The organism is Geothrix campi (genome assembly GCF_024609265.1).
In the GTDB taxonomy this organism is placed as follows: Bacteria; Acidobacteriota; Holophagae; order Holophagales; family Holophagaceae; genus Geothrix; species Geothrix campi.
Window position 1 is genome coordinate 690,758 of record NZ_JANHMP010000001.1, and the last position, 25,484, is coordinate 716,241.

The window sequence follows — 25,484 nt, forward strand, 5'->3', positions numbered from 1 at the left end:
TCAGGCCGCGCTGGCACGCTTGAGCAGCTCCTCGAAGCGCTCGAAGAGGTGGGCTCGGGGGCCCTTGGGCTGGCGTTTGAGGACCATCCCGGCCTGATCGGGCGTGCGACCGCCCTTGACCTGGTTGCAGGGCAGACAGCAGCCGACAAGGTTCTGCCAGGTGGTGGAGCCGCCCTGGCACAGGGGGACCACATGATCCACGGTGGTGGCCTTGCGCTGGCAGCCTTCGTACTGGCAGAGGTAGTGGTCCCGGCGCAGCACGCGGCGCTCCAGACGGCCGATGAGGAGCTTGGAATCGCTGCAGGCCTGAGCGTGCGGGAAGATGATGAGTTCGAGACTCCCCTCCAGGTTCTTGTGCCGTTCGAAGGTGGCCGGATTGAGCACGTGCGCACGCCCCGCCACCACGGCACAGAGGGCCCGCCTTCGGCTCACTTCCTGCATGGGAACGTAGTTCCGGTCGACGGCGATCACCTCGCCCGCCCCGTGACGTTCCCGTCCCTTCAGCATCAGACCCCCTGGATTGGCCCGTATCCTAAGGCAATCCGGTGATTTGTGAAGGGAATTATTCTGCTCGATTGGATAATACAGGCATGGATGGATTTGGAGATTCTCCTGGCAGCCCCACGAATCCGACTTCTGGCGCCGCCTCCACCCCCGCCAACCTCTTTTCCATCTGATCTCGCCGGGCGGCCACATCCCCCAGCTTGCCGCTGGCCTCCTCGAGCTTCCTCTGAACGGCCGCCAGAGCTGTCCCGAAGCGGCCGAATTCCGCCTTCACCTGCCCAAGCACCTTCCAGATCTCGCTGGTCTGCCGACTGATGGCCAGGGTCTTGAAGCCCACCTGGAGGCTGTTGAGGAAGGCCGTGAGGGTGGTGGGACCCACCAGGATGACCTTGCATTCCCGCTGCAGCCGTTCAAAAAGGCCCGGGCGGCGGAGGACCTCTGCATAGAGTCCCTCGAACGGCAGAAAGAGCAGCCCGAAGTCCGTGCTGTTCGGTGGGGCGATGTATTTGTCGCGGATGTCCCGGGCCTGGGAGAGCAGCCTCGCCTCCAGGGCCCGCCCGGCGGCTTCCACAGCCACGAGATCGCCCGCTTCGTAGGCCTCCATCAGACGTTGGTAGTCCTCCAGGGGGAACTTGGCGTCGATGGGCAGCCAGACCGGGCCGTTCTCATCCGGCCCTGGCAGCTTCACCGCGAACTCGACCACCTCCGGCGACCTCGGCCGGATGTGGACATTGGCCTGGTACTGCCCTGGGGACAGGAACTGCTCCAGCAGGGCCCCCAGCTGAGCTTCGCCCAACACCCCGCGGGCCTTCACGTTGGTCAGCGCCCGCTTGAGGCCGCCTACGTCCTGCGCCAGGCCCTGCATCTCGCCGAGGCCGCGCTGGACCTGTTCCAGTCTTTGCGCCACCAGGTTGAAGCTCTCGCCAAGCCGCTTCTCCAGGGCCTCGTGCAGCTTCTCATCCACCGTCCGGCGCATCTGCTCAAGCTTCGCCTCGTTGCCGGCCTGGATGGCCTCAAGCCGCCGCTGGACCTGCTGCTGGACCAGATCCAGTTGAGCCGCCTGTTCGGAGCGGGAAGCCCGAAGCGCCTCCTGGATGGCGGCAGTGAGCAGGCGAAAGCCCTCGGCCAGCTTCTCGGCCTGGGCCGTGCGGAGCTCACCGAGTTCTGCGGCCAGGGGGCGGATCTGGGTCGCGAGGACCTGGTGGGATTCAGACCGGTTCCTCGACGCCAGGTCTTCGGCATGGCGCCGCAAAGCCTCAAAGGGCGCCGGGTCCAGGGGAGCCCGTCGCCAAGCCGCCCAGACGGCGAAGATCGCAGCAAGGCACGCAAGGCAGGAGACAACCAGGGAGAGGCTCATGTCCCATCATCGCCCGGCTGATTCGCCAGGCCATGTCCATTCGGCCCGCCGTCCCTCTCCCTCTGGCTCCAGCACCAGTTCGGCCACCCAATCGGAAGGCCAGGGGCCGTCCCTGCCCGCCCACTCCACCACCAGCCGGTCCCCGGGCCCGATCGTCTCCTCCAGGCCCAGGGCCCAGGCACCCTCCGGGCCCGGGCGGTAGAGGTCCAGGTGGAAGAGTCGTCCCGCCGGAAGCTCATAACGATGCAGCACGGCGTAGGTGGGTGAGGCCACCTCGTCGGGATCGCCTCCCAGCCCCCGCAGGAAGCCGCGCGTCCAGGTCGTCTTGCCGGCCCCCAGTTCCCCATGCAGCAGCCAGGTGCCGCCGGGTGGCGTGATCTGCGCCAGGGCTTCGCCCAGGGCCTCTGTGGCGACGTCATCGGCGAGGTAGCGTTCAGCCACGCAGCAACTCCGGAAGCTGGTCTGCCAGATCCCGCGGCAGCAGGCCGGCCCCGGGGAGGCAGTCCGCCGCGGCCCCATGGAACCAGGCCGCTGCGGCCACCGCTTCGCGCATGGGGAGACCCTGGGCCCGGAAGCCCGCCACCATGCCGGCGAGCAGATCGCCGCTGCCGCCGGTGGCGAGGCCCGGATGGCCCGTGGGATTGATCCACAACTCCTCGCGGGCGCCGCCGCCAAGCACGCTCTGGGCGCCCTTGAGCAGCAAGACGCCCGGTTTCCCGGCGGACACCTGCCGGGCCTGGGCCAGTCGCTCATCCATCAGCATGGGCCGGGGGAGCCGGAAGAGCCGTGCGAATTCCCCGGGATGCGGCGTGATGGCCGTGCCGGGTCGCTCCATCCAGCGTTTCCCTTCCCCCTCTTTCAAGGCCGAGGCATCCAGCACCAGAGGCCCCTCCCAATCAGGCACCTGGGAGATGCCGCCCGGACCGACGAGGAGGACATCCGCCTCGGGGGGCACCATCCCCTGCCAAGGCCGCACCATCGCCTCCGGCACTTGGGCGGCCACCTCGGCGCGCACCTCGGGCTCGGTCAGCACGGTCACCAGGCCTGCGCCCACGCGCAGGGCACCCAGGGCCGAAAGCACGGCCGCCCCGCTCATGCCCAGGCTGCCGGCCCGGATGGCCACATGTCCGAAGCTGCCCTTGTGGGCATCCCAGGCCCGCGGCGGGAGGATCGGGCGCTCCAGGAGCTGCAGCGCCGCCTCGGGAGTCCGATCCAGCGGAATGGGAACCACGATGATCTCGCCGCAGGCCTCCCGGGCGGGCATCAGCCCATGGCAGACCTTGTGCCGCCCGAAGCAGGCGGTTCGGGTCGCGCGTACGGCCTCTCCGGGGATCTCCGCGGCGCTGGGGTCCAGGCCCGAAGGCAAGTCCAGGGCCAGCACTGGCAACCCCGAGGCATTCAGGGCCCGCACCCAGGCCAGGACAGCTCCTTCCAGCGGTCGCGTGGTACCCAATCCGAAGAGCCCGTCCACCACCCAGCCCCGCCAGACCGCCAAGGCCTCCGCCGGGGCAGCGGAGGTGCGGATCTCCCCGCCGATCCCCTTCCAGAGCCTGGCCTGGTGGGCCGCATCGCCGAGCCAGCCCGGCTGGGCGGAGGGCGACCACACGGAGACCTCCCGCCCTTCCAGGCGCGCGAGCCGGGCCAGGGCCAGGGCATCACCTCCGTTATTGCCCGGACCCGCCAGGACGTGGATCGGCTTCCCGGGCGGAAGGAGGGCCAGGGCCCCGAGGGCTGCATGTTCCTGAAGCACCAGGGAGGGAATGCCCCAGCCCTCGATGGCCTGGCGCTCCGCAGCCCGCATCTCGTCGGCAGTGAGGAGGGGAATCATGCGGACAGTCTAGGGCTGTTCGTCCAGATATGCTCGCAGCGCCCTCGGATACAGTTCCATCTCAGCCGCATAGACCCGCTTCTGCAGATCCTCGGGGGTATCGCCGGGAAGGACGGGCACCCGCAACTGGTCCACGATGCGGCCGTGGTCATACTCGGCATCCACGAGGTGCACTGTGGCGCCGGATTCCGCTTCGCCGGCCTCCAGGACTGCCTGGTGGACGTGCATGCCATACATGCCGGGGCCTCCGAATCGGGGTAGCAGACCCGGATGGATATTGAGGATGCGACCCTCCCAGCGCCGGGGCACGGCCAGCTTCTTCAGCCATCCGCAAAGACAGATGACCTCCGCTCCGGCCGCTTCGGCAGCCTGGTAGCAGGCCTCGGAAAAGGCCTCGTCCGTCGCGAAGTTCTTCCTGACAACCGGCACCGTGGGCAACCCCTCGGCCTCGAGCCGGGGGATGCCGCCGGCCTTGGCGGTGGAGGCGAGGCCCAGCACCGGGACGGCTGGCACCCGGCCCTCGCGGCAAGCCCTGAGCAGGTTCAGGGCATTGCCGCCGGTGCCGGAGATGAAGAGGGCGATCCGCTTCACTGGAGGGCCGTCAGGACCACCGTGTCGGCGATGTCCTGGGGGCTGCAGCCGCGGCTCAGGTCGTTGGCGGGCTTGGCCAGGCCCTGGAGGAAGGGCCCGATGGCGGCGCAACCGCCCATGCGCTCGGCGATCTTGTAGGAGATGTTGCCGGCGTCGAGGTCCGGGAAGACCAGCACGTTGGCCCGGCCGGCCACCGCAGAACCCGGGGCCTTCTTCTGGCCCACGGAGGGCAGCAGGGAGGCGTCGGCCTGCAACTCGCCGTCGACCGCCAGGTCGGGCCGGCGCTCCTTGACGATGGCCAGGGCGGCGCGGACCTTGTCCACGCAGGGGTGCTCGGCGGAGCCGCGGGTGGAGAAGCTGAGCAGGGCCACGCGGGGCTCCACGTCCATGACGCTCCGGGCGTTCTCGGCGGCGGCGATGGCGATATCCGCCAGTTGCTCGGGGGTGGGATCCGGCACCACGGCGCAGTCCGAGAAGATCACCGCGCCCTGCTCGCCGAAGGCGGCATCGGGGTGGATCATCAGGAAGAAGCTGGAGACCGTCTTGATGCCCTTGGCGGGGCCGATGGCCTGGAGGCAGGCCCGCACCGTCTCTGCGGTGGTGTTGAGGGCGCCGGCCACCATGCCGTCGCAGTGGCCGTTCTGCACCATCATGGCCCCGAACCACAGGGGATTGTTCACCGCCTCCAGCGCCTGGGCTTCGGTGATGCCCTTGGCCTTGCGCCGCTCGAAATAGGCACCGGCCAGTTCAGGAAGGAGTGGGCTGGCCGCGGGATCCACCAGCACAGCCCCCTTCAAGGAGAGCCCAAGGGCCGAGCCCCGCTTCGCCATGTCGGCGGGATCGCCCAGCAGCGTGAGGCGGCAGAGACCCTGGTCCAGCAGCAGCTGGGCGGCCTGGAGGGTCCGGTCGTCCCGGCCTTCGGGCAGGACGATGTGACGGTTCAGGACCTTGGCGCGGTCACGGAAACGCGCCATCCAGCGGGCGTGATTGGCGTGGCTCATTCATTCCTCCGGTGTCGGGACGAGGGTTTGGGTGACGGGGGATCTGCCAGGAAGACGTGGGGGTCCTGGCCGGTGTGGTCGAGGAAGGTGTCCGCAAGGCTGGGGGCGCCGGAACTGGCTTCGTCGAGGTACAGGGTCTCGACCCGGTGCATGGGGAGGAAGCGCGTGCTGAGGGCAACCTGGTCGGCCTGGCCCGTGCGGACCAAGGTCAGCACCTCGGTCCAGGGAGAGAGGTCCACACCGCGGACAGCGATGCCTGCGGCCTCCAGGCCCAGGATCCGGCCCCACAGGCGCTCTCGTGGGGAGTGGAGCACCACCACCACGAGGTCGCCGGGACGGAAGGGCATGGAAAGAGGCATGGGACGACTCCAGATCGAATCTTACAGGGCCGGACCTTCGACGATGAGGTGGCCTTCGGTGAAGCTCTCCATCGCCCACCGGGGGCCTTCGAAGCCGTTGCCACTGGCACGCACGCCGCCGAACGGCGCGGCATCCAGGCGGAAGGTGGGCGGCAGGTTGAGCAGCACGCCGCCAGCGCGGAGCTTCGCTTCCGCCTGACGGAGGTGCCGCTGATCCCGGCTGTAGGCGCTGGCGCGCAAGCCGAACCTCGTTGCAGCCGCTCGGTCCAGACCCTCCTCGAAGCTGTCCACGGGCGTCAGCACCGTGATGGGTGAGAAGGCCTCCTCGCACTGGAAAGGGTCGTCCTCAGGCAGGCCGCAGAGGATGGCGGGCGGGAGAAGCGCTCCCTGCCTAGGTCCTCGCAGCAGAATTTCAGCACCCGCGGCCACCGCGCGATCCAAGCCTTCATCCATCCGACAGGCGGTGGCTTCATCGATGAGGGGCCCGACCACGGTCGCGGGATCCATGGGATCACCCATGGGCAGGGCCTTCACGGCGGCCACGAAGGCTGGGGCGAAGCTGGCCCAGAGGGCCCGATGCACATAGATCCGCTGAGCCTTGGAGCAGCTCTGCCCCGCCCCGGCCACGGCCGCGGGGGCCACCTGGCGGGCCACGGCGGCCGCATCCACGCCTTCGTCCACCACCACGGCGCCGTTGCCACCCAGCTCCAGCAGCAGCCGTTTGCCCGCCAGCACTTGCTCCAAATGCCGCCCCACCCGCTCAGAGCCCGTGAAACTCACGACCGCGATGCGGGGGTCCTTCGCCAACTCTTCCGCGGCGGCCGGATCCGACGGGGCCAGCTGAAGCAGGGCGGTGGGGGCGCCCACCTGCCGACGGGCGGCTTCGAAACTCTCCCAGAGCAACTTCGAGGTCCGTGGTGCCTGCGGACAAGGTTTCCAGATGACGCTGCACCCCGCGGCCAGGGCGGGGCCTAGCTTGTGGACCGCCAGGTTCACCGGGAAGTTGAAGGGAGTGATCGCGAGGGCCGGGCCCAGGGGAAAGCGCCTGAGGACCGCCCGGCACCCCTCGGCTCCCGCCATCAGATCGTAGGGGACAGCCTCTTCCCCGAACGCAGCCACCGCCTCCATGGTGGCATGCAGGGTGGCCTTCGCCCGGTCCACCTCGCCCCGGGAGAGGGTGATGGGCTTGCCTGTTTCCTGGGTGAGGAGCCCGGCGAGTTCCTCCCGCATCAGGCCCAGCTGCTCCAGCCAGACTTCGATCAGCCTCCGCCGTTCCAGCCGCGAGGTTTCCCGCCAGGCACCGAAGGCTTCCAGCGCCGCCTCCACCATGCCGTTCCCCATAGCCGCCATCATGGTCCAACCTCCCGGGAAGGCCCGTGCCGTGCCCCGCCTGCGCCCAGATTAACCCCGGCCCACGCCCCATGGGCTTGAGGGTGATCACATCCCCACCGGCGGGTAGGCTGGCATGCTGCGCTAGAATCAGAACCTAGGAGCACCATCATGACCAAGCCTCTCGTCCCCGCCGATCTCCTGCAGCAGGTCCAGGCCGCGGACAAGCCGGTTTCCGTGACCAACACCGGAAAACCCAAGGCTGATGCCCACCCCAAGCCCATGGTGAAGGCCTCGTCCCGGCCCCAGGGCAAGACCGGCGTCGCCCACACGCGCATGAGCAACCGCGGGAAATAGCCCTCTCCCCTAGATCTTCATCGCCACCATCGCCAGGGCCGCCACCAGGGAAGCGGTCAGCATGGCCGTCAGGCGCAGGCCGAAGGCCTTTCCGCCCGAAATCCAGGCGAACCCAGCCTTGGCGAGGGTGTTCGCGGCGATCGCCACCACGATGGCGAGAACCGCGACTCCCGCCGACAGATTGCTGGTGTGCAGTTGGCTGCTCACCGCCAGTGTGATGGGATCCACGTCCGCCACACCTGAGAGGCCGGCCGCCACCAGGAGGCCCCGATCCCCGAACCAGGCCCGGGCCGCGGCGGAGGCAAGCATGACCGTGGCCAAAGCCAGGCCCCAACCCAGCGCCCGCTTGAGGTGGAAGGGGTTCCGCAAGGGCATTTCCTCAGGACCGGCCCCATTGGCCAGGCCCGAGCGATAGGTCCACCAGGCCGCGCCCAGCAGGGTCGCCACCATGGCCCCCATGGGCAACAGCAGGGGCCTGACGAGATCCGGCCCGCCGACCACCCCCGCCAGGATGGCCACGCGCACGGCCATCACGGCGCAAGCCAGCATGACGGCCACCTGACCGGAACCGCGGAAGGAGGGATCTTCCCTGGCCTGCCGGGACATGGTCACGGTGACCACGGTCGAACTGACCATGCCCCCCACCAGACCGGTCAACACGGCGCCACGCCGGGATCCCAGCACACGATTGAGGGCGTAGCCGAGGAAATCGACCGCCGCGATGAGGGCCACCATCCAACCCATTTTCTGGGGCGAGAGGGCACCCCAGGGATCCAGCGTCCGTGCCGGCAGCAGCGGCAGCAGGATGGCAAACACGATGAGAAGTTGCATGGTCGCGATGAGGTCTTCGCGATGCAGCCGGGGGATCCAGGCCCGGATCCAGGGCTTCGACAGCAGGAGCAAGGTCACGATCACCGCCACGGCCACCGCCAGCAGCGCGTCCCGGGTGAGGAGCATGCCCAGAAGGGGTGCGGCCAGAGCTGCGACCTCGGTGGTGAGGCCCCGATCCGACGAACTGGTCTGGTGATAGAAGAGGCCGATCAGGAGCGCGGCGAACGCCTGCACCGCGATGGGCATGGCCAGGCCGCCCCCGCCCACCTTCACAGAAATCCAGCCAAGCAGTGTGAGCAGCGCGAAGGTGCGTGCACCCAGGCTGCCATGGAGGGATTCAGCCTGATCGAGCTCCCGGCGCCGGGGTTCCCCGTGGCTCTCCTGACTCCTCTCGAAGCCGCTCCGCTCCCGCTCCAGGCCCATCATCAGGCCCAGGGCCACGGCCATGGCGGCTTCTTTCAGGGTGGAGAAATCGAGGCTCAGCATGAGGTGCTCCCGACGATCCCTAATCAACTTCTAATCGGCCAGATGCCAACTTTGGATGTGACTGGTGCGTTTCAGGACTTCAGCCACAAGGCCTGGAGCCGGAGTTCCAAAGGTGCGCACCCGGGCATTCTCGCCTCCGGGCAGGTGGACGACGTGAACAGAGGCTCCACCGGGAAAATCGGGATGGCGGGCCAGGGGCCGGGCAAGGGTCTGCAGATCCAGGGCCTCCAGCCAACCCTCCGGCAGGGCCGCCGTCCGGGCTCCGGGAACCAGGGCTCCGACCTCCCGCGCCTGGAGGAGGACCAGGTGCCAGCCAGCCTCCGTCCGGCCCCGCCAGCCCAGGAAAGGGGGCAGGTCCCCGAAGGCGACGCCACCTTTGCGGATCTCCGGCCAGGCCCGCAGAGAAGCGATGCCCGCCTCGTCAGCAGCCTCCATGGCGAGGTGGGCCAGATCCGGCGAATCGGGGGGGAGCCAGGGTTCCACGGTCCACATGCCGTCGAGCATGGCAGATCGGGTAGGCTTGGGCCCATGTGTACGACGCCCAAGCGCGGCTTGCAAACCACCCGGACCTTCGGGGATCGGCCATGAACGCCATGACGCCCGTGGTGGCCACCGGACAGCAGATCGGCGCCGGCTGGAGTCCCGCCCTCTCCGTGGCCAAGGCCCTGGCAGCCTTGGCCGAGGCCCGCCGCACGGGTGCCGAGGCGGTCTATTGGCTGGCGGATGAGGATCACGACCGTGCCGAAGTGGCCTCGGTGGTGGGATGGGGTGGCGGCCGCCTGGCACGCCACCGCTTCCGGTTCGATGCCCGGATCGGTACCGCCACCGGCTGGCTGCCCTGGACGGCGGGACACCAAGCCGAGGCGGCCCGTTTGTGGGGCCCCCTGCCCGAGCCCCTGGAGCCCGGGCTCCGCGGTCATGTCCTGGCTCTGGGGCAACCGCTCTGGGAGCGCGGCCTGCGACCTTTCTCGCCCACCAGCCCCGTCGTCCGCGACCCCATCCAGGGCGAACTGGAACGCTGGCGGTCCCTCGACCTGGAGGATCTGCTGCTGCGCCAGGCCGAGAGGCTGAGAGCCGAAGGCGCCCCCTTGCCCCTGGATCCCCGGGTGCAGGCCGCCTGGTTCTCGCTGGATCCCCGCGCCGGCCTCCGCCAGCGTCTGGACCGTGGCGAACCGCTTCCGCCGGGCCGCTGGCTAAGCCCGGGTGCGGCCCTTCGCCCCCTGATGCAGTCCCTGATGCTGCCCGTGGCCGCCGTGGTGCTGGGCCCCTCGGAACGAGCCTACTGGCGGCTTTGCGAACCGCTCTGGGAGCGCGTGGGGCTCGCGGCGCCGAAGATCCTGCCGAGACCCAGCGTCTTCGTCGTGCCGCGGGGCTTCCAGGTATCAGCCGGACAGCTGGACGCCCTGCGCCTGGGGGCCTGGGACCGCCTGGCCCCATGGCCCGGCCCGCTGCCCACGACCCGCTTCCAGGCGGTCGATCCAGACCTGGGGTGGCCCGAAGCCCTCCAGTCACGCTTCCAGCGGGAGCAGGCCCGCACCCGTGCGCGGCTGGCCAAGCTGGATCATCGCCTGCACCGGGAAGCCGCGGCCGGATCGGTAGGCGGTGACCCTGAGCTCCTGCGCCAAGCCCTCTTCCCGTTCGGGGCACCCCAGGAACGCGTGCTGCCCGGCCTGCCCTGGCTTCGCCACGGCGCCCTGCTCGACCGCATCCTGGAGTGCATGGACGGCGCGACATCCGTGATCCTGGTGGAGGAACCATGAGCCACGACTTCGACCTGCTCGCCCTTGGCGCCCACCCGGACGATGTGGAGGTCCACGTGGGGGGCATCCTGGCCCTGGCCTCAGATCGGGGGATGAAAGCAGGCATCCTGGATCTCACCAGCGGCGACCTTGGCACCCGCGGCACCGCGGAAACCCGTCGCAGCGAAGCCCAGCAGGCTGCCCGCATCCTTGGCGTACCGCGCATCGTCCTCGATTTCCCCGATGGTCGGTTCACGGAGGAGGAAGTCTACCGGCTGCGCCTGATGGCCGAGATCCGCCGCCTCCGGCCCCGCTTGGTGATCCTGCCGGCTCCGGATGACCGCCATCCCGATCACCGCCGCAGCCACCGCCTGGCTCGGGAGGCCGCCTACTACGCCGGGCTGAAGAACTATCCCTGCGATGGAGCACCCTGGCGCCCGGAAGCCCTGGCCTGGGCAGGCGGGGAAAATCCCGGCCCGCCCGATCTGCTGGTGGATGTGAGTGGCGTGTGGGAGCGGCGCATGGCTGCCTTCGACGCCTTCGGCAGCCAGTTCACCCAGGATGCCTCCCAGCCCGCCACACGCATCGCCCATCCGGCCTTCCGCCGCGGAGTCCTGGGCCGGGCCATGCACTGGGGCTCGCTCCACATGTGCGACTGGGCCGAGGCCCTGTGGTGTGAGCGGCCCGTGCCCCCGGCCCTGATCCAGCTCGTGGACCGCCTGAACGCTCCGGCATGAACCGTTTCGAAGCCGACCTCCTCGCGCAGATCCAGCGCCGGGGCGATGGCGTCACCGGCCGTGTGCTGGTGGCCTGCTCAGGTGGCGGTGACTCAGTGGCGCTGCTGGCGCTGTTGTGGGCCCTGCGGAAGAGCCTGGGCCTGGAACTGAGCGTGGCCCACGTGGACCACGGACTGCGGCCGGAATCGCCGGATGAAGCAGACTTCGTGCGCCACCTCTGCCGGGCCCTCGACCTGGATCTGGCGGAGGCATCGCTTGGCGTGAGGGCGCATGCGGAGGCCAGTGCCCAGGGCCTGGAGATGGCCGCCAGGGAGTTGCGTTGGGACTGGCTCCGGCAGGAGGCTGAACAGGCAGGAGCCTGCTCCGTGGCGACCGGGCACACCCTGGACGATCACACGGAGACGGTGTTCCTGCGCCTGGCCCGGGGCGGCGGCCTGGGCTGCCTGCGCCCCCTGGCGCCGCGCCAGGGCCTGCGCTGGTCGCCCCTGGCGGAGATCCGCCGCGCGGATTTGCGCAGCTACCTGGTGTCGCGCAACCTTCCCTGGCGCGAGGATCCCAGCAACGTCGAGCCCTTCACGGCGCGGAACCGCTGGCGGCCGATCCTCGAGACCATGCGACAGGAGGCGCCCGACCTGGACCGCCACCTGTTCGAAACCCACCTGCAGGCCGAAGAGGCTGAACACCTGGCCCAGAGGCTCATCGCCGGCTGGGAGGGCACCCGCTGGTCCATCGCTGACCGCTGCATCGTCTTCCAGCGGGCCACCTGGACCGAACTGGATCTGCGCTGGACGCTGGAATCCGCCTTCCGCCAGCTCGACTGGCCCCGGGAATCCGCCCTGTTGCGCGGGCTCACACCGTGGCTCGCCACCCGCCTCGCAAGGGGACGCAAGCCGTCGACCTGGGGGAATTTCCATCTAAACCCTGAACCGGATGGCGAGTATCTGCATCTTAGGTTCAGCTGCCTTCCCGGGCCTAGTACACTGGAGGGCCACTTGGGCGAAGGCCCGAAGGAGTGACCCTTTGAATTCCATGATGAAGAGCGTGCTGGTCTGGCTGGGCATCATCGCCCTCTTGGTGCTGGCCTTCCGCCAGATCCCCCAGAACAGCCGCCAGATCGAGATTCCCTTCTCGACCTTCTACACCGAGGGTGTGGGGGGCAAGTACAAGTCTGTGACACTGTCCGGTTTCGACGTCGAAGGCACCTACAAGCAGCCCGAGAAGAACTCCAAGACGGGCGAGGTCATCGAGAAGTTCCGTACGGTGGCTCCGCCCATGCAGGATCTGGGCAAGGTCATCCTCAGCTGGAAGACCGAGGGCCAGCTCGACGAGTTCAAGGCCGCTAAGCCCAGCGAGAACAACTTCGCCTATGTGTTGATGTTCTGGGCACCTCTGCTGGTGTTCGTGGTGCTCTGGTTCGTGTTCATGCGCCAGGCCCAGATGGGCGGCAACAAGGCCCTGAGCTTCGGCAAGGCCCGCGCCAAGGGTCTGTCCAGCAGCGCCAAGCGCGTCACCTTCGCCGATGTGGCCGGCTGCGACGAGGCCAAAGAGGAACTGAAGGAAATCGTGGAATTCCTGAAGGATCCCGCCAAGTTCGTGAAGCTGGGCGGCAAGATCCCCAAGGGCGTGCTCCTCATGGGCCCTCCGGGCACCGGCAAGACCCTGCTGGCCCGCGCCATCGCTGGCGAGGCCAAGGTGCAGTTCTTCTCCATCTCCGGCTCCGACTTCGTCGAGATGTTCGTGGGTGTGGGCGCCAGCCGCGTGCGCGACCTCTTCGAGCAGGCCAAGAAGAGCGCCCCCTGCATCGTGTTCATAGATGAGATCGACGCTGTCGGTCGCCACCGCGGAGCCGGCCTGGGCGGCGGCCACGACGAGCGCGAACAGACCCTGAATCAGCTCCTGGTCGAGATGGACGGCTTCGAGGGCAACGAGGGCGTCATCCTCATCGCCGCCACTAACCGCCCCGACGTCCTTGATCCCGCTCTGCTCCGCCCCGGTCGCTTCGACCGGCGCGTGGTGGTGGACCGCCCCGACGTGAAGGGTCGTTTCGAGATCCTGAAGGTGCACACCACCGATAAGATCCCCCTCAGCCCCGATGTGGATCTGGAAGTCATCGCCCGCGGCACGCCCGGCTTCGCTGGCGCCGACCTGGCCAACCTCTGCAACGAGGCCGCCCTCACCGCCGCCCGCGGCAGCAAGAAGTGGGTCGAAATGGCCGACTTCGAGAATGCCAAGGACAAGGTCTACATGGGCGCCGAGCGCCGCAGCCTGGTGATGACCGAGGCGGACAAGCGCATCACGGCCTATCACGAGGCGGGCCACACCGTTGTAGCCGCGGTGGTGCCCGACAGCGACCCGCTCCACAAGGTCACCATCATCCCCCGCGGTCGGGCGCTGGGCGTCACCTGGCAGCTGCCGGTGACGGACCGCTACAACACCACGCGGGACTACATGGAGAGCCGCATCGCCATCGCCATGGGCGGTCGCATCGCGGAAGAGATCTTCTTCAACCAGCTCAGTACCGGCGCAGCCAATGACATCCAGCAGGCCACCGAAATGGCCCGGTCGATGGTCACGGAATTCGGCATGAGCGATAAGCTGGGCCCGCTGAATTTCGGCGGTGGTGGCAACCATGAAGTCTTCCTCGGTCGCGATTTCGCTCAGCATCGCGAGATCTCCGAGGACACGGCCCGCCTCATCGACGTCGAGGTGCAGGAGTTTGTCCTCCGGAACTACCGTCGCGCCAAGGCCGCCATCGAGTCCCACCGCGATCAGCTGGTGACCATCGCCGAGGCTCTTCTCGTGCGGGAAACCCTCGACGGCGACGACATCGACATCCTCATGAAGGGCGGCACCCTGCCCCCACCCAAGCCCGGCAGCACCCCCACCGCACCTGCGACGGTGGAGGGCCCCTCCACGGATTCCGGCCTGAACCCGGCTCTGAAACCCGCGTGACCGGCACGGCCTTCGATTGGGGACCGCTCCTTGAGGGCGGTCCCCTTTTTCTGGGCATCCTCAATCTCACTCCAGATTCCTTCAGCGATGGCGGCCGGTACGTGGAGCCCGCCGCGGCCCTCAGCCAAGCCCATCGCCTCGTGGCGGCCGGGGCCCGCATGCTGGATCTCGGCGCCGAAAGCACCCGCCCCGGCTCGGTGGTGGTCGAGGCCGCCACGGAATGGGGCCGCCTCGAACCTGCACTGGCAGCCCTGACAGAGGCCCTGCCGCACATCCCCCTCAGCCTCGACACCCGCCATGCGACCGTGGCCGCCCGGGGCCTTGCCGCGGGAGCCTCCGTCCTCAACGATGTCGACGGTTTCGCCGACCCCGGCATGCTGGACCTCGCCGCGGGCTCCCGCTGCGGTCTCATCGCCATGCGCAGCCGCCGCCTGGGCGCGGGTTTCCTCATGCCCCCCTATGGCGACCCCGCCCCGAAGGAGGCGACCTCCGCCCTTGCCGAACTCGTCGCCGTCCGAGACCGCCTGCTGACCGCCGGAATCGCCGCGGAACGTGTGCTGCTGGACCCGGGCTTCGGCTTCGGCACCAGCTTCATGGAGGATCTGGCCCTCTGGAAGGCCTTGCCCCGAGTACCAGAGGCCCTGGCCTGGCCCGTTGACCGCATCTGCATCGGCATCTCTCGCAAACGATTCCTGGCGACCCGGGCCGGCACCCCGGGCCTTCCCCCCGACCAGAGGGACGCCCTCACGGCCGCGGCCCACTCGGAAGCCATCGGTTGGGGTTACCGGGTCTTCCGGACCCACGCCCTCCCTGGCTGAGCATCGGTTAATCTGGCGGCATGAGTCTTCGCTACTTCGGAACCGATGGCATTCGCGGGGTCGCCCTGCGCTCCCCCCTCACCCTGGAGGAGGTCTCCCGCTGGGGCGCCGCCTGGGCGCAGGTCGCCCGTGAGGCCAGCGTGAAACGGCTGGTGGTGGGCTGGGATCCCCGGTCGAGCTCCGGCCCCATGGCCGAAGCCTTCATCATGGGCGTGGGGATGGGCCTGAAGGTGCAGATCCTGGGCATGGCGCCCACCCCGGCGGTGGCCTGGACCGTGGCGAAACTGAGCGTCGAGGGCGATAAGACCTGGGGCCTCATGATCTCCGCAAGCCATAACCCTCCGGAGGACAACGGCCTCAAGGGCTTCAATGAGCTGGGCGAGAAGCTCGAGGAGGACCAGGAGCACGCCATCGAGGCCGCCTTCGATTGCATCCCCGAGCCGACCACCATCTCCCTGCCGCCCAGCCATCTGGATCTCCGGCCCTACCTCGCCCACCTCGGGGGCATCGATCTGCCGCGGGATTTTGGCGTGGTGATCGACTGCGCCCATGGCGCCACGGCTGAAGCGGCCCAGGAACTCTTCCGCGGCGACGCGATTCACTGGATTGGCGTGCCGCCGGACGGCCCCTCCATCAATGTGGGTGTGGGCTCCACACACCTCAACACGCTGTCCGCGACCGTCGTGGCTCGAGGCGCCCAGCTGGGCATCGCCTTCGACGGCGATGGGGACCGCTGCCTGCTCGTGGACGGCCAAGGCGACCTGGTGGACGGTGACCAGATGGTGTGGCTGCTCGCCCAGGATCGGCAGGCTTGTGGTGATACCCCTCCAGGCGTGGTGGGTACCGTGATGACCAACGGTGGTCTGGCCCAGGCACTCACCCACGCAGGCATCCCCTTCGTCCGCACGCCGGTGGGCGACAAGTTCCTGCTGCGGGAGATGGCCAAGCTCGGTTGGGACCTGGCGGCGGAAGCCTCGGGGCATCTCATCCAGAAGCGCGTGGGGCCCAGTGGCGACGGCATGGCCGCGGCGCTCGGCATCCTCCGCGCCCTCCTGCACAGGCCCGCCGAGCGGCGCTGGGCCTGGGCCTTCCGCCCCTGGCCCCAGCGACTGGTGAATGTGGTCGCAAGGGACCGCAAGAACGTGGAATCCTGCCCCGGCCTGGTCTCCGCCATGGCCGCCATCGACGCGCGCTGGGGCGAAGGCGTGCGCCAGGTGGTCCGCTGGTCCGGCACGGAACCCAAACTGCGACTCATGGTGGAGGCCCAGGAGACCGCCTGGGTGGACCAGGCCCTTCACGAACTCGAATCCGCCGCCCGCCGCGACCTGTCCCTGGCCTGACAGATGGCGCCCGACGTCCGCCGCCCCGTGGATCGCTGGCTGGTGCTGTTCGCCCTCGCCCTGGTCGCCGTCGGCATGGTGTGGATCTACTCCGCCTCCGCCATCAAGGCTTCCCAGAATCATGCCGCGGCCACGGCCTTCCTCACTCGCCAGCTGCTGGGCGGCGCTATCGGCATCGCATGCATGCTGGCGCTCTCCCAGGTGGATCTGGCCCCTCTCCAGGACCACTCGCGCCCCCTGCAGATCACCTACGGCATCCTGGTCCTGCTCCTGATGGGAGTCCTCCTCTTCGGGCCGAAGGTGAACGGCGCCCACCGCTGGATCCGCCTGGGAGCCATGAGTCTCCAGCCGTCGGAGCTCTTCAAGCCCCTGTCCGTCCTCATCGCCGCCGGATGGATGGTGCGCCACCGGGAGGCCTGGACCAGCCATCGCGATGCCCTGCCCAAGCTGCTGGGGTTGGCTGGCATCATGTCGGTCCCCTTGGCCCTCATCCTGCGGGAACCTGATTTCGGGACTTCCTTCCTCATCGTCTTCGTGACGCTGATGGTCGTGTTCATGGGCGGCGCCCCCAAATGGATCTTCGCGTTGGCGATCCCGATCCTGGGCGCCCTCGGCACCGCTTTCGTGGTGCTGTCACCCTACCGCCTGGCCCGCGTGACGAGCTTCCTGAATCCCACCGCCGATCCCCTCGGCAAGGGGCACCAGGCCCTCCAGAGCCTCGTGGCCGTGGGCAATGGCGGGTTCATGGGTGTCGGCCTGGGTGGCGGGAAGCAGAAACTCTTCTTCCTGCCCGAGGCGCATACGGATTTCATCTACGCGGTGATCGCCGAGGAGGCCGGCCTGATCGGGACGGTGGCGATCCTCGCGCTCTTCATCGCGATCCTCTGGCGCGGCTACCGCATCGCCCGGCGCGTGAATGACACCTTCCTCAAGCTGTGTGCCATGGGCTTCGTCCTCCTGCTGGTGGTGCAGGCCCTGATGAACATGAGCGTGGTGTTGTCGTTGGCGCCCAACAAGGGCATTCCCCTGCCCTTCATCTCCTTCGGCCCCAACAGCCTCATCGCGAGCCTGATCTGCCTGGGCCTGCTGCTGGCCATCAGCAAGGAGGCCGGTTCAACCTAGGTGGAGGGGTTCGTCGTCGTCCTCATCCACGAGGGTGATGTTCGAACCACCGCCAAGCAGAACCGCATCCTCGTACATGTTCTTGAGTTTGGGTTCGAAGCGCTCCGCCTGGGCCAGGCGGGGATCCGCCTTCAGGTCCAGCGATAGGCGCAGAAGGCCGCGCAGGACAACCGGTTCGAACCCCAGGATGGCCGCCTGGACCTTGATGGGGTTGCCAACTTGGGCGCTCCCGGCACGCGTTGTGCTGAAGAGGATTTCGCCCTCCCACCGCAGTTCCGTCACCAGGGGTCGCAGGTCCAGTTGCTTGACCTGCTTGCGGCCCTCGACCCGTCCGCCCTTCTCCCAGAGCCATTCCCGCGCGGCAAGAAAGGCAGCGGTGCGGAGCCTGGCCTCCTCCACCCGCTCGGCCGGACAGTTCCAGCACCAATGGGAGGCCTCCGCCAGGTCCCCCAACGGCGAGGCGTAAGGTGCGAGGGGATCCCAACGATGAATCCGCAGTCCCGTCGGAAGCCGCCTGTTCAGACGAGCGATCAAGGCTTCAGGGGGATCCAGTGGTTCCACCCGGAACACGGCCTCCGCGCATTCCGCGAGGCCACCTGCCCCAGCGGGAAGCGGCAATTCCAACCGGAGCGAGGGCTTGGGGCGCTTGCCGAGGTCCAACGCCAACCGGAACCCCTCAAGCCGGAAGGCTTGCATCAGGATGGCGTGGACATCTCCTTCATCGAGGTCCAGCGCCTCACCCTCTTTCGCGTAGCCCAGGCGAATGGTGGCGCGCCGGCTATCGAACTGCCAACCCGTTTCGCGCCGTTCCATGGCCTTGGCTGCGAGCGGCGCCAGGAGTGCACCAATCTTCTCGGCGATTCCCCCATCGGTTTTCCGACGTTCGGTGCGGACCAGGCTGGCCGCTTCCTCCACAAGCTCTTCGTCGATCAGCTCGTGAATAAGCGCGGCGTGATCCGTCGGTTCGCCGTGCAGTGCGCGGCGCAGAAGCTGGAGAGAACCAGGCTCGCGATTCTCCCGCCCCTCTTCCATGGCGGCCAGGAGCGCCCGCAGGCGGGCTTGTCGAGCCAGCGCCTCAGCGGGAATGGAGGGATGATGAGCGTGTGCGTCCACAGTCCCAGGATAGTGAGGCCGAGGTCGGTGCGCGGAGGAAACCCCACCGAGCGCACGTGCAGAAATCGAGAAGTCCTTGGCCGGTTTACTGAGACCCCGAGGGGGGATTTCCACATCCTTTGTGGGAAGCGGGTGTGCAATCCGGAAGAATTCCTTCCAGCTCAAGCCACTTGGGTCCGTGCTGATTTTTGGTGGCAGGTTCCCGCCTTGAATGGGTGGTTGACAGGTGTCACCGGGCTCGTTCCGACCAGGTCTTCGACACAGCCTTTGCCTTCCGTCGCCGTACCCGCCAAGCTGGAATCCACATGATTCATGACCCTTACATCGTCCCTCCCCTGCCCGCCTCGTGGCCGTACGAGCCCGGCCGGCCGCTGCGGCCGCTGGGTTGCCGCGTGAACCTCGAGCTGCCTGGTCTTGGCGGCGGCTGGCGCGTCTGCACCCCCGGCGGCCAACTGATCGAAGGAGAAACCTTTCCACTCGAAGGTGCCTTCGGTCGCGGCGGCATTCTCCGCGTGGGTGATTTCGTGATGCGGCCCTATCGTCGCGGCGGGCTGCTGCGGCACCTGAATGAACGGACCTACCGCACCCATCTGCGCTTCGCAGCAGAACATGCCGTTCATCGCGGGCTATGGGAGGCCGGCTTCCCCACCGTCGAGCCCCTCGGCTATGCCTGGCGCCCCAGCGGCTTCGGCGTCGAAGGCGTACTCTTCACCAGGTTCGCCCAAGGAGAGGCTTGGCCGCGTCGCTGGGATCTGAGCGCAGGGCGTGCGAAGGACATCCAGCACGCCATCAGTTCACTTTGCACGTGGGGCCTGTGGTCCCCTGACCTGAACGCCACCAACATCTTGCTGCCGCCTGACGGAGGGGCCCTGATCCTCGACTGGGATCGGGCCGGATTCGAACCCGGGGGGGTGGACCTGGGGCCCCGCTATCGCAGGCGCCTGGAACGCAGCCTCACCAAGCTGGGGGCGCCGGCGGAAGCCCTTGCCGTCATTGGATCTGCACCGCTTCCTTGATGAGGACGGCCTTCACCGGCAGGTTCAGGAAATCACTGCGCTTGTTGCTGGTCTTCACGGCCTTGATGCGGTCCACCACATCCATGCCCTTGATGACCCGGCCGAACACGCAGTAGCCCCATGTCTTGTCGTTGGCCTTGCTCTTGAAGTCCAGCGCAGGATTGTCCACCACATTGATGAAGAACTCGGCGGCGGCGCTGTGGGGATCCGGCGTCCGCGCCATGGCCACCGTGCCGCGCTTGTTCTTCAGCCCGGCCGCCAGGGCGCGGTCCGCCTCGTTGGGGATGGAGGCCTCCGTGCGCTTCTTCCCCAGGTAGTCCACGTAGCCACCACCCTGGATCATGAAGCCGGGGATGACACGGTGGAAGATGGTGCCGTTGTACTGGCCCTTCTTCACGTACTTCAGGAAGTTCTCCACGGTCCGGGGCGCCGCCTGCGGCTCGAGCTCCATCACGATTACGCCCATGGACGTGGTGAGCTTCACCTGGGGTTTGGGGCCCGCGCTCAGGGCCATGGCGGCGAAGGACAGGAAGGCGGCGATCAGGGGTCGCATCGGGGCATCTCCGGGGGGGTCCCCCAGCATAGCGTCACGCCGCCCCGGGTGCGCCAGTGGTCAGGCCCACCGTTGCGGCGAGGCCGCCGGCGGCGTAGGGTGGAAGCCTCGCCACACGATATTTGAGGGAGCTGCCATGCCCGCCTACCAGCTCACCGTGAACGGTCGTGCCCGCACCGTGGACGCCGACGCCGACACGCCGCTTCTCTGGGTCCTCCGGGACACCCTTGGCCTCACCGGCACCAAGTTCGGGTGCGGCCAGGGCGTCTGCGGCGCCTGCACCATCCATCTCGACGGCCAGGCCGTGCGGTCCTGCCAGACGAGCCTGAAAGAGGCTGCCGGACACGCCATCGTCACGGTGGAGGGCCTCTCGAAGGATGGTTCCCATTCCGTGCAGAAGGCCTGGATCACCGAGGACGTGGCCCAGTGCGGCTACTGCCAGCCAGGCATGATCATGACTGCCGCGGCCCTGCTCAAGCACAAGGCCCATCTCTCGGACCATGACATCGACGAGGCCTTCGCCGACCACATCTGCCGCTGCGGCACCTATCCCCGCATCCGCAAAGCCGTGAAGCGCGCCGCCGGAGGTGTGAAATGACCAGCCGCCGCGATTTCCTGAAGGTGACCGGCGCCGCCGGCGCGGGCCTCGTGCTGGGCCTCCACCTCGATGCCAAGCCCCGGCCCGGCGAGAGCGCCAAGGCCGCCTTCCATCCGAACGCCTTCCTGGCCATCCGGCCTGATGGCACGGCGCAGATCACCGTGCCCAAGGTGGAGATGGGCCAGGGCGTGCGCACGGCCCTGCCCCTGGTCCTGGCCGAGGAGCTGGATCTTGACTGGTCGAGGATCGAGGTTGTCACCGCGCAGCCCGGGCCGGACTTCAAGGCCATGAACACCGGCGGCAGCACCAGTGTGAGCACCACCTGGGATACGCTCCGCCGGGCCGGTGCCACCGCCCGCGAGATGCTCAAGGGCGCGGCCGCGGCCCAGTGGAAGGTGCCCGTGGGTCAGTGCCGCACGGAGAAGGGTTTCGTGCTGGGCCCCGACGGCAAGAAGCTGGGCTACGGGGCCCTGGCCGAGGCCGCGGCCAAGCTGCCCGTGCCTAAAGATGCCCCGCTGAAGAAACCCGCGGATTACCGCCTGCTGGGCAAGCGGACGCCCCGCTTCGACGGTCCGGCCATCGTCACCGGCAAGGCCGTCTTCGGCCTCGACGTGCGGCGTCCCGGCCAACGCTTCGCGGCGGTGCTGCGCTGCCCCGTGCCCGGCGGCCAGCCCAGGACCTGGGATGACACCAAGGCCAAGGCCGTGCGCGGCGTGACGGCCGTGCTGAAGGTGCCCACGGGCCTCGCCGTCATCGCGGACAGCACCTGGGCTGCCTTCAAGGGCCGGGACGCCCTGACGGCCGCGACCACCTGGGACGAAGGGACCGCGAAAGAATTCAGTTCCGCCGCGCTCGAGGCGAAGGCCCGCGCCGCCCTCACCGGCCCCGCCGATGACGCCCGTCGCGAGGGCGATCCCGCCAAGGCCCTGGCAGCCGCAGCCAAAGTGCTGGAGGCGGAGTACAGCTTCCCCTACCAGGCCCACGTCACTGTGGAGCCCATGAACGCCACCGCCCAGGTGGGCGCCGACGGCGCCGAGCTGTGGGTGGGCAGCCAGTCCGCGAACCGGGCCCTGGATCGTGCCGCCACGGCCGTGGGCCTGAAGGCCGAACAGCTGAAGGTGAACGTGCCCCTCATCGGCGGTGGCTTCGGACGCCGGCTCGGCACGGACTTCAGCACCGAGGCCGCCCAGGTGGCCAAGGCCGCCGGCGGTGGGCCCGTGCAGGTGGTCTGGGACCGGGAGGACGATATCCGCCACGACCTCCACCACCCTGCGACCCTCCACCGCCTGCGGGCGGGGATCGACGGTGCGGGCGCCCTCTCGGCCTGGACGCACCGCATCGCCGGTCCCGCCGTGCTGCGCTCCTGGACCGGCGGGCAGAAGGCCCCATCCCAGGCCGCCACGGAAGCCAACGGCGCCTACGACATCCCCTACGCCATCCCCGCCATCGCCGTGGACTTCGCGGAGGTGGAGGCGCCCACACCCTTGGGCTGGTGGCGCGGCATCCAGATCGTGCCCAATGTCTTCGCACGGGAGTGCTTCCTCGACGAAGTCGCCCATGCCCTGGGGAAGGATCCGCTGCGCTTCCGCCTGGATCTGCTGGGCGACCGCGGCATCGTCAAGTTCGGCCGGGACACGGCCGACATCCGCCGCCTCAAGAAGGTGCTGGAGGTGGCCGCGGAGAAGGCCGGCTGGGGCCGCAAGTTGCCCGCGGGCCACGGTCTCGGCCTTGCGTGCCACGCCTACGACGGCCGTACCTACGCCGCCGAGGTGGCGGAAGTCTCCGTGGTGAAGGGCCGGCTCAAGCTCCACAAGGTCACCTGTGCCGTGGACTGCGGTCTGGCGGTGAACCCTGCGGGCCTCGAGGCCCAGGTGGAGGGCGGCATCGCCTTCGGCCTCTCCGCGCTGTTCTCCCAGATCACGTGGGAGAAGGGCCGCACCGTCCAGACCGGCTACCACGACTTCCCCGTGCTGCGCCTAGCGGACATGCCCCTCATCGAGACCCACATCGTTTCCAGCGCCGAGACCCCTTCCGGCATGGGCGAACCGCCGGTGCCCGTGGCCATCCCGGCCGTCCTGAACGCGGTCTTCGCCGCCACAGGGAAGCGGATCCGGAAAGTTCCCATTGAGGATGGGTTGATCTAATTTTTCATATCGCACCTTCGCCCTTGAAAAGGCGTAGCATGGGGGCCGCTATCCCAGCTGGAGGTGCCCATGGCGGAGTACACCCTCTCGGTCAACGGCCAGTCTCATACGGTCGAAGCGTCACCGGACATGCCCCTGCTGTGGGTACTCCGCGACCGCGTCAAGCTCACAGGCACCAAGTTCGGGTGCGGCCAGGGCCTCTGTGGCGCCTGCACCGTCCATCTGGGTGGCGAGCCTGTGCGGTCCTGTGTGACGCCGGTGGGCGACGTCGGCACGAAGCGCATCACCACCATCGAGGGCCTGGACCCCCACGGCGCCCATCCCCTGCAGAAGGCCTGGATCGAAGTGGATGTGGCCCAGTGCGGCTACTGCCAGACGGGCCAGATCATGACCGCCGCGGCCCTGCTGGCCAAGCATCCCAAGCCCACCGATCGCGACATCGATCAGGCCATGGGCGAGAATGTCTGCCGCTGCGGTACCTATCTGAGGATCCGCGAGGCCATCCACCGGGCTGCGGGTCAGCGGAAGGAGGTGACCCGATGAGCACCACCCGGCGCGATTTCCTCAAGACCACAGGCAGCCTGTCCCTGGCCTTCTGCCTGCCCCTGAACCTGAAGGGGGCCACTGCCCAGGCCCCAAGCCCGGCCTTCGAGCCCAACGGCATGCTGCGGATCGATCCGGACGGTTCCGTTACTGTCTGGGCCACGCGAACGGAGATTGGCCAGGGTGTCCGCACCAGCATGGCCATGGCCATCGCTGAAGAATTGGAAGCGGACTGGTCCCGCGTCAAGGTCCTGCAGGCCTCCACGGCCCCGAGATTCGGTGACCTCGGTGTCACCGGCGGCAGCCAGACCACACTCTCCACCACTATGGCCCTGCGAAAAGTCGGCGCCCAGGCCCGGGAGATGCTCCTCCAGGCCGCGGCGGACACCTGGGGCGTGCCCAAGGCCGAGTGCCAGGCCCGATCGGGCCGCATCCAGCATCCACCGACGAAGCGGAGCCTGGAATATGGGGAGCTGGTGGGCAGGGCCGCGAAACTCACTCCGCCGGCGGAACCACCGCTGAAGGCGCCCAAGGACTTCCGGATCCTCGGCAAGGACACCCTGCGACTGGACGGGCCCGACATCGTCACCGGGCGGGCCCAGTTCGCCACGGACATCCACCTCCCCGGCATGCTCGTGGCCAGCATCGAACGCTGCCCCGTGTTCGGGGGGAAGGTGAAGTCCTTCGACGCCTCGGCGGCCCTCAAGGTGCCCGGCGTGAAGCAGGTGTTGCAGGTGTCGAGCGGTGTGGCTGTCTTCGGCGAGGATACCTGGGCCGCCTTCGCGGGTCGCGAGGCGCTGAAGGTCCAATGGGACGAGGGGCCGGCCGCCAAAGTGGACAGCGCCTCCATCCGCAAGCAGTACGAGGAACGGCTGAAGACGCCCGGCAAGGTGGTGCGCCAGGTCGGCGACGCGGCCCAGGCCCTGCCGAAGGCCGCCAAGCGCATCAAGGCCACCTACGACGCGCCGTTCCTGGCCCACGCCACCATGGAACCCATGGTGGCCGTCGCTGATGTGAAGCCGGGCCACTGCATGATCTGGGCGCCCACCCAGGCACCCGGCATGACCCTGCCCTTCGTCGAGACGCTCACCGGCCTGAAGGCTGACCAGATCGAGATCCAGGTCACGCTCGCTGGTGGGGGCTTCGGCCGCCGCGCCATGGCGGATTTCATCCTCGATGCCGTGGAATGCTCCAAGGCCGCTGGCGTCCCAGTGAAGGCACAATGGACCCGACCCGATGATTTCCAGCACGACGGCTACCGCCCCGCCACCCTGCACGAACTGGAGGCGGGCTTGGACACCCATGGCCGCCCCGTGGCCTGGAACCACCGGTTTGTGGGGCCCTCCATCGCCGCTGCCAACCACTTCCCCTGGCCCCCGGAGGCCACGGAGTTGGCAGGCGCCGCGGACCTGCCCTACGACATCCCGAACCTGCACGTGGAGTGGGGCCAGAGCGACACGCCTGTGCCCATCTGGTTCTGGCGGGCTGTGCCCGCGAGCTTCAATCCCTTCGTCACCGAATGTTTCCTGGATGAGCTGGCCCACGCGGCCGGGAAGGATCCCCTCGCCTTCCGGCTGGCGCACCTTCCGAAGGCACCCCTAAAGCTGGGCCAGCACACCTTCGATCCCGCCCGGTACCGCGCCGTGCTGGAGCTGGCCGCGGCCAAGGCCGGGTGGGGCACGCGCAAGCTGCCTAAGGGATGGGGCCGCGGCATCGCGGCCCACGCCTACATGGAGTGCGGCACCTACGTGGCCCAGGTGGCGGAGGTGGAAGCCAAGGCCGACGGAGGCATCCGCGTCCATCGCGTCGTTTGCGCGGTGGACTGTGGCATGGTGCTGAACCCCGGGAACGTGAAAGCGCAGATGGAAGGCGGCATCGCCTTCGGCCTCAGCGCGGCGCTGTACGACGAGATTGCGCTCAAGGATGGCCGGGTGACCGCCTCCAGTTTCTCGGAGCATCCCATCCTGCTGCTCCCGTCCATGCCCAAGGTGGAAGTCCATATCGTGCCCAGTGAGCTGCCCCCCGGCGGCGTGGGCGAACCGGGCCTGCCGCCCCTGGCGCCCGCCGTGGGCAACGCGGTGTTCGCGGCCACGGGCAAGCGCCTGCGCAGTCTGCCCCTCCTCCCACAGGCGCTGCGCAAGGCCTGATCCGCGCCGGCACAGGGCA

Annotated in this window: 25 protein-coding genes; 13 read left to right on the forward strand and 12 right to left on the reverse strand. The window is 68.5% G+C overall.

From position 1 onward, the window contains the following. From NOV65_RS03315 to NOV65_RS03350, 8 genes are read right to left on the reverse strand one after another with little or no spacing between them, the layout of a single operon-like run. On the reverse strand, nucleotides 1–507 hold the full coding sequence (locus NOV65_RS03315) for an HNH endonuclease (protein ID WP_257304279.1): 507 nt from the start codon (nucleotides 505–507) through the stop codon (nucleotides 1–3). A gap of 55 nt (nucleotides 508–562) precedes the next feature. Beyond that, nucleotides 563–1,861 (reverse strand): DNA recombination protein RmuC, encoded by a 1,299-nt coding sequence (locus tag NOV65_RS03320; protein ID WP_257304280.1) that lies wholly within the window; start codon nucleotides 1,859–1,861, stop codon nucleotides 563–565. Nucleotides 1,862–1,867: 6 nt separating this feature from the next. Then, nucleotides 1,868–2,302, reverse strand: a complete 435-nt coding sequence (gene tsaE, locus NOV65_RS03325; RefSeq protein ID WP_257304282.1) for a tRNA (adenosine(37)-N6)-threonylcarbamoyltransferase complex ATPase subunit type 1 TsaE — start codon at nucleotides 2,300–2,302, stop codon at nucleotides 1,868–1,870. Beyond that, nucleotides 2,295–3,689, reverse strand: a complete 1,395-nt coding sequence (locus NOV65_RS03330; protein ID WP_257304284.1) for an NAD(P)H-hydrate dehydratase — start codon at nucleotides 3,687–3,689, stop codon at nucleotides 2,295–2,297. Before NOV65_RS03330 ends, tsaE begins: the two co-directional genes overlap by 8 nt. Nucleotides 3,690–3,698: 9 nt before the next feature. Then, nucleotides 3,699–4,280: a phosphoribosylglycinamide formyltransferase gene (gene purN / locus NOV65_RS03335; protein ID WP_257304286.1), complete on the reverse strand. Its 582-nt coding sequence runs from the start codon at nucleotides 4,278–4,280 to the stop codon at nucleotides 3,699–3,701. After that, nucleotides 4,277–5,281: a phosphate acetyltransferase gene (gene pta / locus NOV65_RS03340; protein WP_257304289.1), complete on the reverse strand. Its 1,005-nt coding sequence runs from the start codon at nucleotides 5,279–5,281 to the stop codon at nucleotides 4,277–4,279. Before pta ends, purN begins: the two co-directional genes overlap by 4 nt. After that, a complete protein-coding gene (locus tag NOV65_RS03345) occupies nucleotides 5,278–5,640 on the reverse strand; it encodes a hypothetical protein (protein ID WP_257304291.1) in 363 nt (120 codons plus the stop codon). The genes pta and NOV65_RS03345 overlap by 4 nt, the downstream gene beginning before the upstream one ends. Before the next feature lie 21 nt (nucleotides 5,641–5,661). Continuing rightward, the gene (locus NOV65_RS03350; protein WP_257304293.1) at nucleotides 5,662–6,993 is read right to left on the reverse strand and encodes an aldehyde dehydrogenase family protein; all 1,332 of its coding nucleotides are present in this window, start codon (nucleotides 6,991–6,993) and stop codon (nucleotides 5,662–5,664) included. 147 nt (nucleotides 6,994–7,140) lie between these two features. On the opposite strand from NOV65_RS03350, the gene NOV65_RS03355 reads away from it, so the two are divergent. Further along, nucleotides 7,141–7,326 carry a hypothetical protein gene (locus NOV65_RS03355; RefSeq protein ID WP_257304295.1) on the forward strand — a complete coding sequence of 62 codons (186 nt, stop codon included), beginning with the start codon at nucleotides 7,141–7,143 and terminating at the stop codon, nucleotides 7,324–7,326. A gap of 9 nt (nucleotides 7,327–7,335) precedes the next feature. On the opposite strand, the gene NOV65_RS03360 is transcribed toward NOV65_RS03355, so the two are convergent. Both NOV65_RS03360 and NOV65_RS03365 read right to left on the reverse strand, forming a co-directional pair. Next, a complete protein-coding gene (locus tag NOV65_RS03360; protein WP_257304297.1) occupies nucleotides 7,336–8,643 on the reverse strand; it encodes an MgtC/SapB family protein in 1,308 nt (435 codons plus the stop codon). A gap of 30 nt (nucleotides 8,644–8,673) precedes the next feature. Next, nucleotides 8,674–9,147: a hypothetical protein gene (locus NOV65_RS03365; protein WP_257304299.1), complete on the reverse strand. Its 474-nt coding sequence runs from the start codon at nucleotides 9,145–9,147 to the stop codon at nucleotides 8,674–8,676. A gap of 80 nt (nucleotides 9,148–9,227) precedes the next feature. On the opposite strand from NOV65_RS03365, the gene bshC reads away from it, so the two are divergent. Genes bshC through ftsW form a run of 7 tightly spaced genes read left to right on the forward strand, consistent with a single transcriptional unit; the run spans nucleotide 9,228 to nucleotide 17,351 of the window. Beyond that, nucleotides 9,228–10,403 (forward strand): bacillithiol biosynthesis protein BshC, encoded by a 1,176-nt coding sequence (bshC, locus tag NOV65_RS03370; RefSeq protein ID WP_257304301.1) that lies wholly within the window; start codon nucleotides 9,228–9,230, stop codon nucleotides 10,401–10,403. Next, nucleotides 10,400–11,119 (forward strand): bacillithiol biosynthesis deacetylase BshB1, encoded by a 720-nt coding sequence (gene bshB1 / locus NOV65_RS03375; protein WP_257304304.1) that lies wholly within the window; start codon nucleotides 10,400–10,402, stop codon nucleotides 11,117–11,119. Before bshC ends, bshB1 begins: the two co-directional genes overlap by 4 nt. Beyond that, nucleotides 11,116–12,135 (forward strand): tRNA lysidine(34) synthetase TilS, encoded by a 1,020-nt coding sequence (gene tilS, locus NOV65_RS03380; protein WP_257304307.1) that lies wholly within the window; start codon nucleotides 11,116–11,118, stop codon nucleotides 12,133–12,135. Before bshB1 ends, tilS begins: the two co-directional genes overlap by 4 nt. 4 nt (nucleotides 12,136–12,139) lie before the next feature. Next, a complete protein-coding gene (gene ftsH / locus NOV65_RS03385) occupies nucleotides 12,140–14,071 on the forward strand; it encodes an ATP-dependent zinc metalloprotease FtsH (protein WP_425250828.1) in 1,932 nt (643 codons plus the stop codon). After that, a complete protein-coding gene (gene folP / locus NOV65_RS03390; RefSeq protein WP_257304309.1) occupies nucleotides 14,068–14,889 on the forward strand; it encodes a dihydropteroate synthase in 822 nt (273 codons plus the stop codon). Before ftsH ends, folP begins: the two co-directional genes overlap by 4 nt. A gap of 20 nt (nucleotides 14,890–14,909) precedes the next feature. Further along, nucleotides 14,910–16,229 (forward strand): phosphohexomutase domain-containing protein, encoded by a 1,320-nt coding sequence (locus NOV65_RS03395; protein ID WP_257304312.1) that lies wholly within the window; start codon nucleotides 14,910–14,912, stop codon nucleotides 16,227–16,229. Between the two features lie 3 nt (nucleotides 16,230–16,232). Further along, nucleotides 16,233–17,351: a putative lipid II flippase FtsW gene (gene ftsW, locus NOV65_RS03400; protein ID WP_257304314.1), complete on the forward strand. Its 1,119-nt coding sequence runs from the start codon at nucleotides 16,233–16,235 to the stop codon at nucleotides 17,349–17,351. Here the strand turns inward: ftsW and NOV65_RS03405 are convergent. Next, the gene (locus NOV65_RS03405) at nucleotides 17,343–18,464 is read right to left on the reverse strand and encodes a DUF2344 domain-containing protein (RefSeq protein WP_257304316.1); all 1,122 of its coding nucleotides are present in this window, start codon (nucleotides 18,462–18,464) and stop codon (nucleotides 17,343–17,345) included. The two genes, ftsW and NOV65_RS03405, sit on opposite strands and share 9 nt — an antisense overlap. A 305-nt stretch (nucleotides 18,465–18,769) precedes the next feature. On the opposite strand from NOV65_RS03405, the gene NOV65_RS03410 reads away from it, so the two are divergent. Further along, on the forward strand, nucleotides 18,770–19,480 hold the full coding sequence (locus NOV65_RS03410; protein WP_257304318.1) for a protein kinase family protein: 711 nt from the start codon (nucleotides 18,770–18,772) through the stop codon (nucleotides 19,478–19,480). On the opposite strand, the gene NOV65_RS03415 is transcribed toward NOV65_RS03410, so the two are convergent. Beyond that, nucleotides 19,455–20,033 carry a peptidylprolyl isomerase gene (locus NOV65_RS03415; protein WP_306671928.1) on the reverse strand — a complete coding sequence of 193 codons (579 nt, stop codon included), beginning with the start codon at nucleotides 20,031–20,033 and terminating at the stop codon, nucleotides 19,455–19,457. The genes NOV65_RS03410 and NOV65_RS03415 overlap by 26 nt on opposite strands. A gap of 136 nt (nucleotides 20,034–20,169) precedes the next feature. Between NOV65_RS03415 and NOV65_RS03420 the strand changes: the two genes are divergently transcribed. The 4 genes from NOV65_RS03420 (at nucleotide 20,170) to NOV65_RS03435 (ending at nucleotide 25,465) form a co-directional block, all read left to right on the forward strand. Beyond that, a complete protein-coding gene (locus NOV65_RS03420) occupies nucleotides 20,170–20,631 on the forward strand; it encodes a (2Fe-2S)-binding protein (protein ID WP_257304320.1) in 462 nt (153 codons plus the stop codon). Continuing rightward, nucleotides 20,628–22,775, forward strand: coding sequence for a xanthine dehydrogenase family protein molybdopterin-binding subunit (locus NOV65_RS03425; RefSeq protein ID WP_257304322.1), 2,148 nt, complete (start codon nucleotides 20,628–20,630; stop codon nucleotides 22,773–22,775). The genes NOV65_RS03420 and NOV65_RS03425 overlap by 4 nt, the downstream gene beginning before the upstream one ends. A 69-nt stretch (nucleotides 22,776–22,844) precedes the next feature. Next, on the forward strand, nucleotides 22,845–23,318 hold the full coding sequence (locus NOV65_RS03430) for a (2Fe-2S)-binding protein (protein WP_257304324.1): 474 nt from the start codon (nucleotides 22,845–22,847) through the stop codon (nucleotides 23,316–23,318). After that, complete coding sequence (locus NOV65_RS03435) at nucleotides 23,315–25,465, forward strand: xanthine dehydrogenase family protein molybdopterin-binding subunit (protein WP_257304326.1); 2,151 nt, start codon at nucleotides 23,315–23,317, stop codon at nucleotides 25,463–25,465. The genes NOV65_RS03430 and NOV65_RS03435 overlap by 4 nt, the downstream gene beginning before the upstream one ends. Nucleotides 25,466–25,484: the final 19 nt, after the last annotated feature.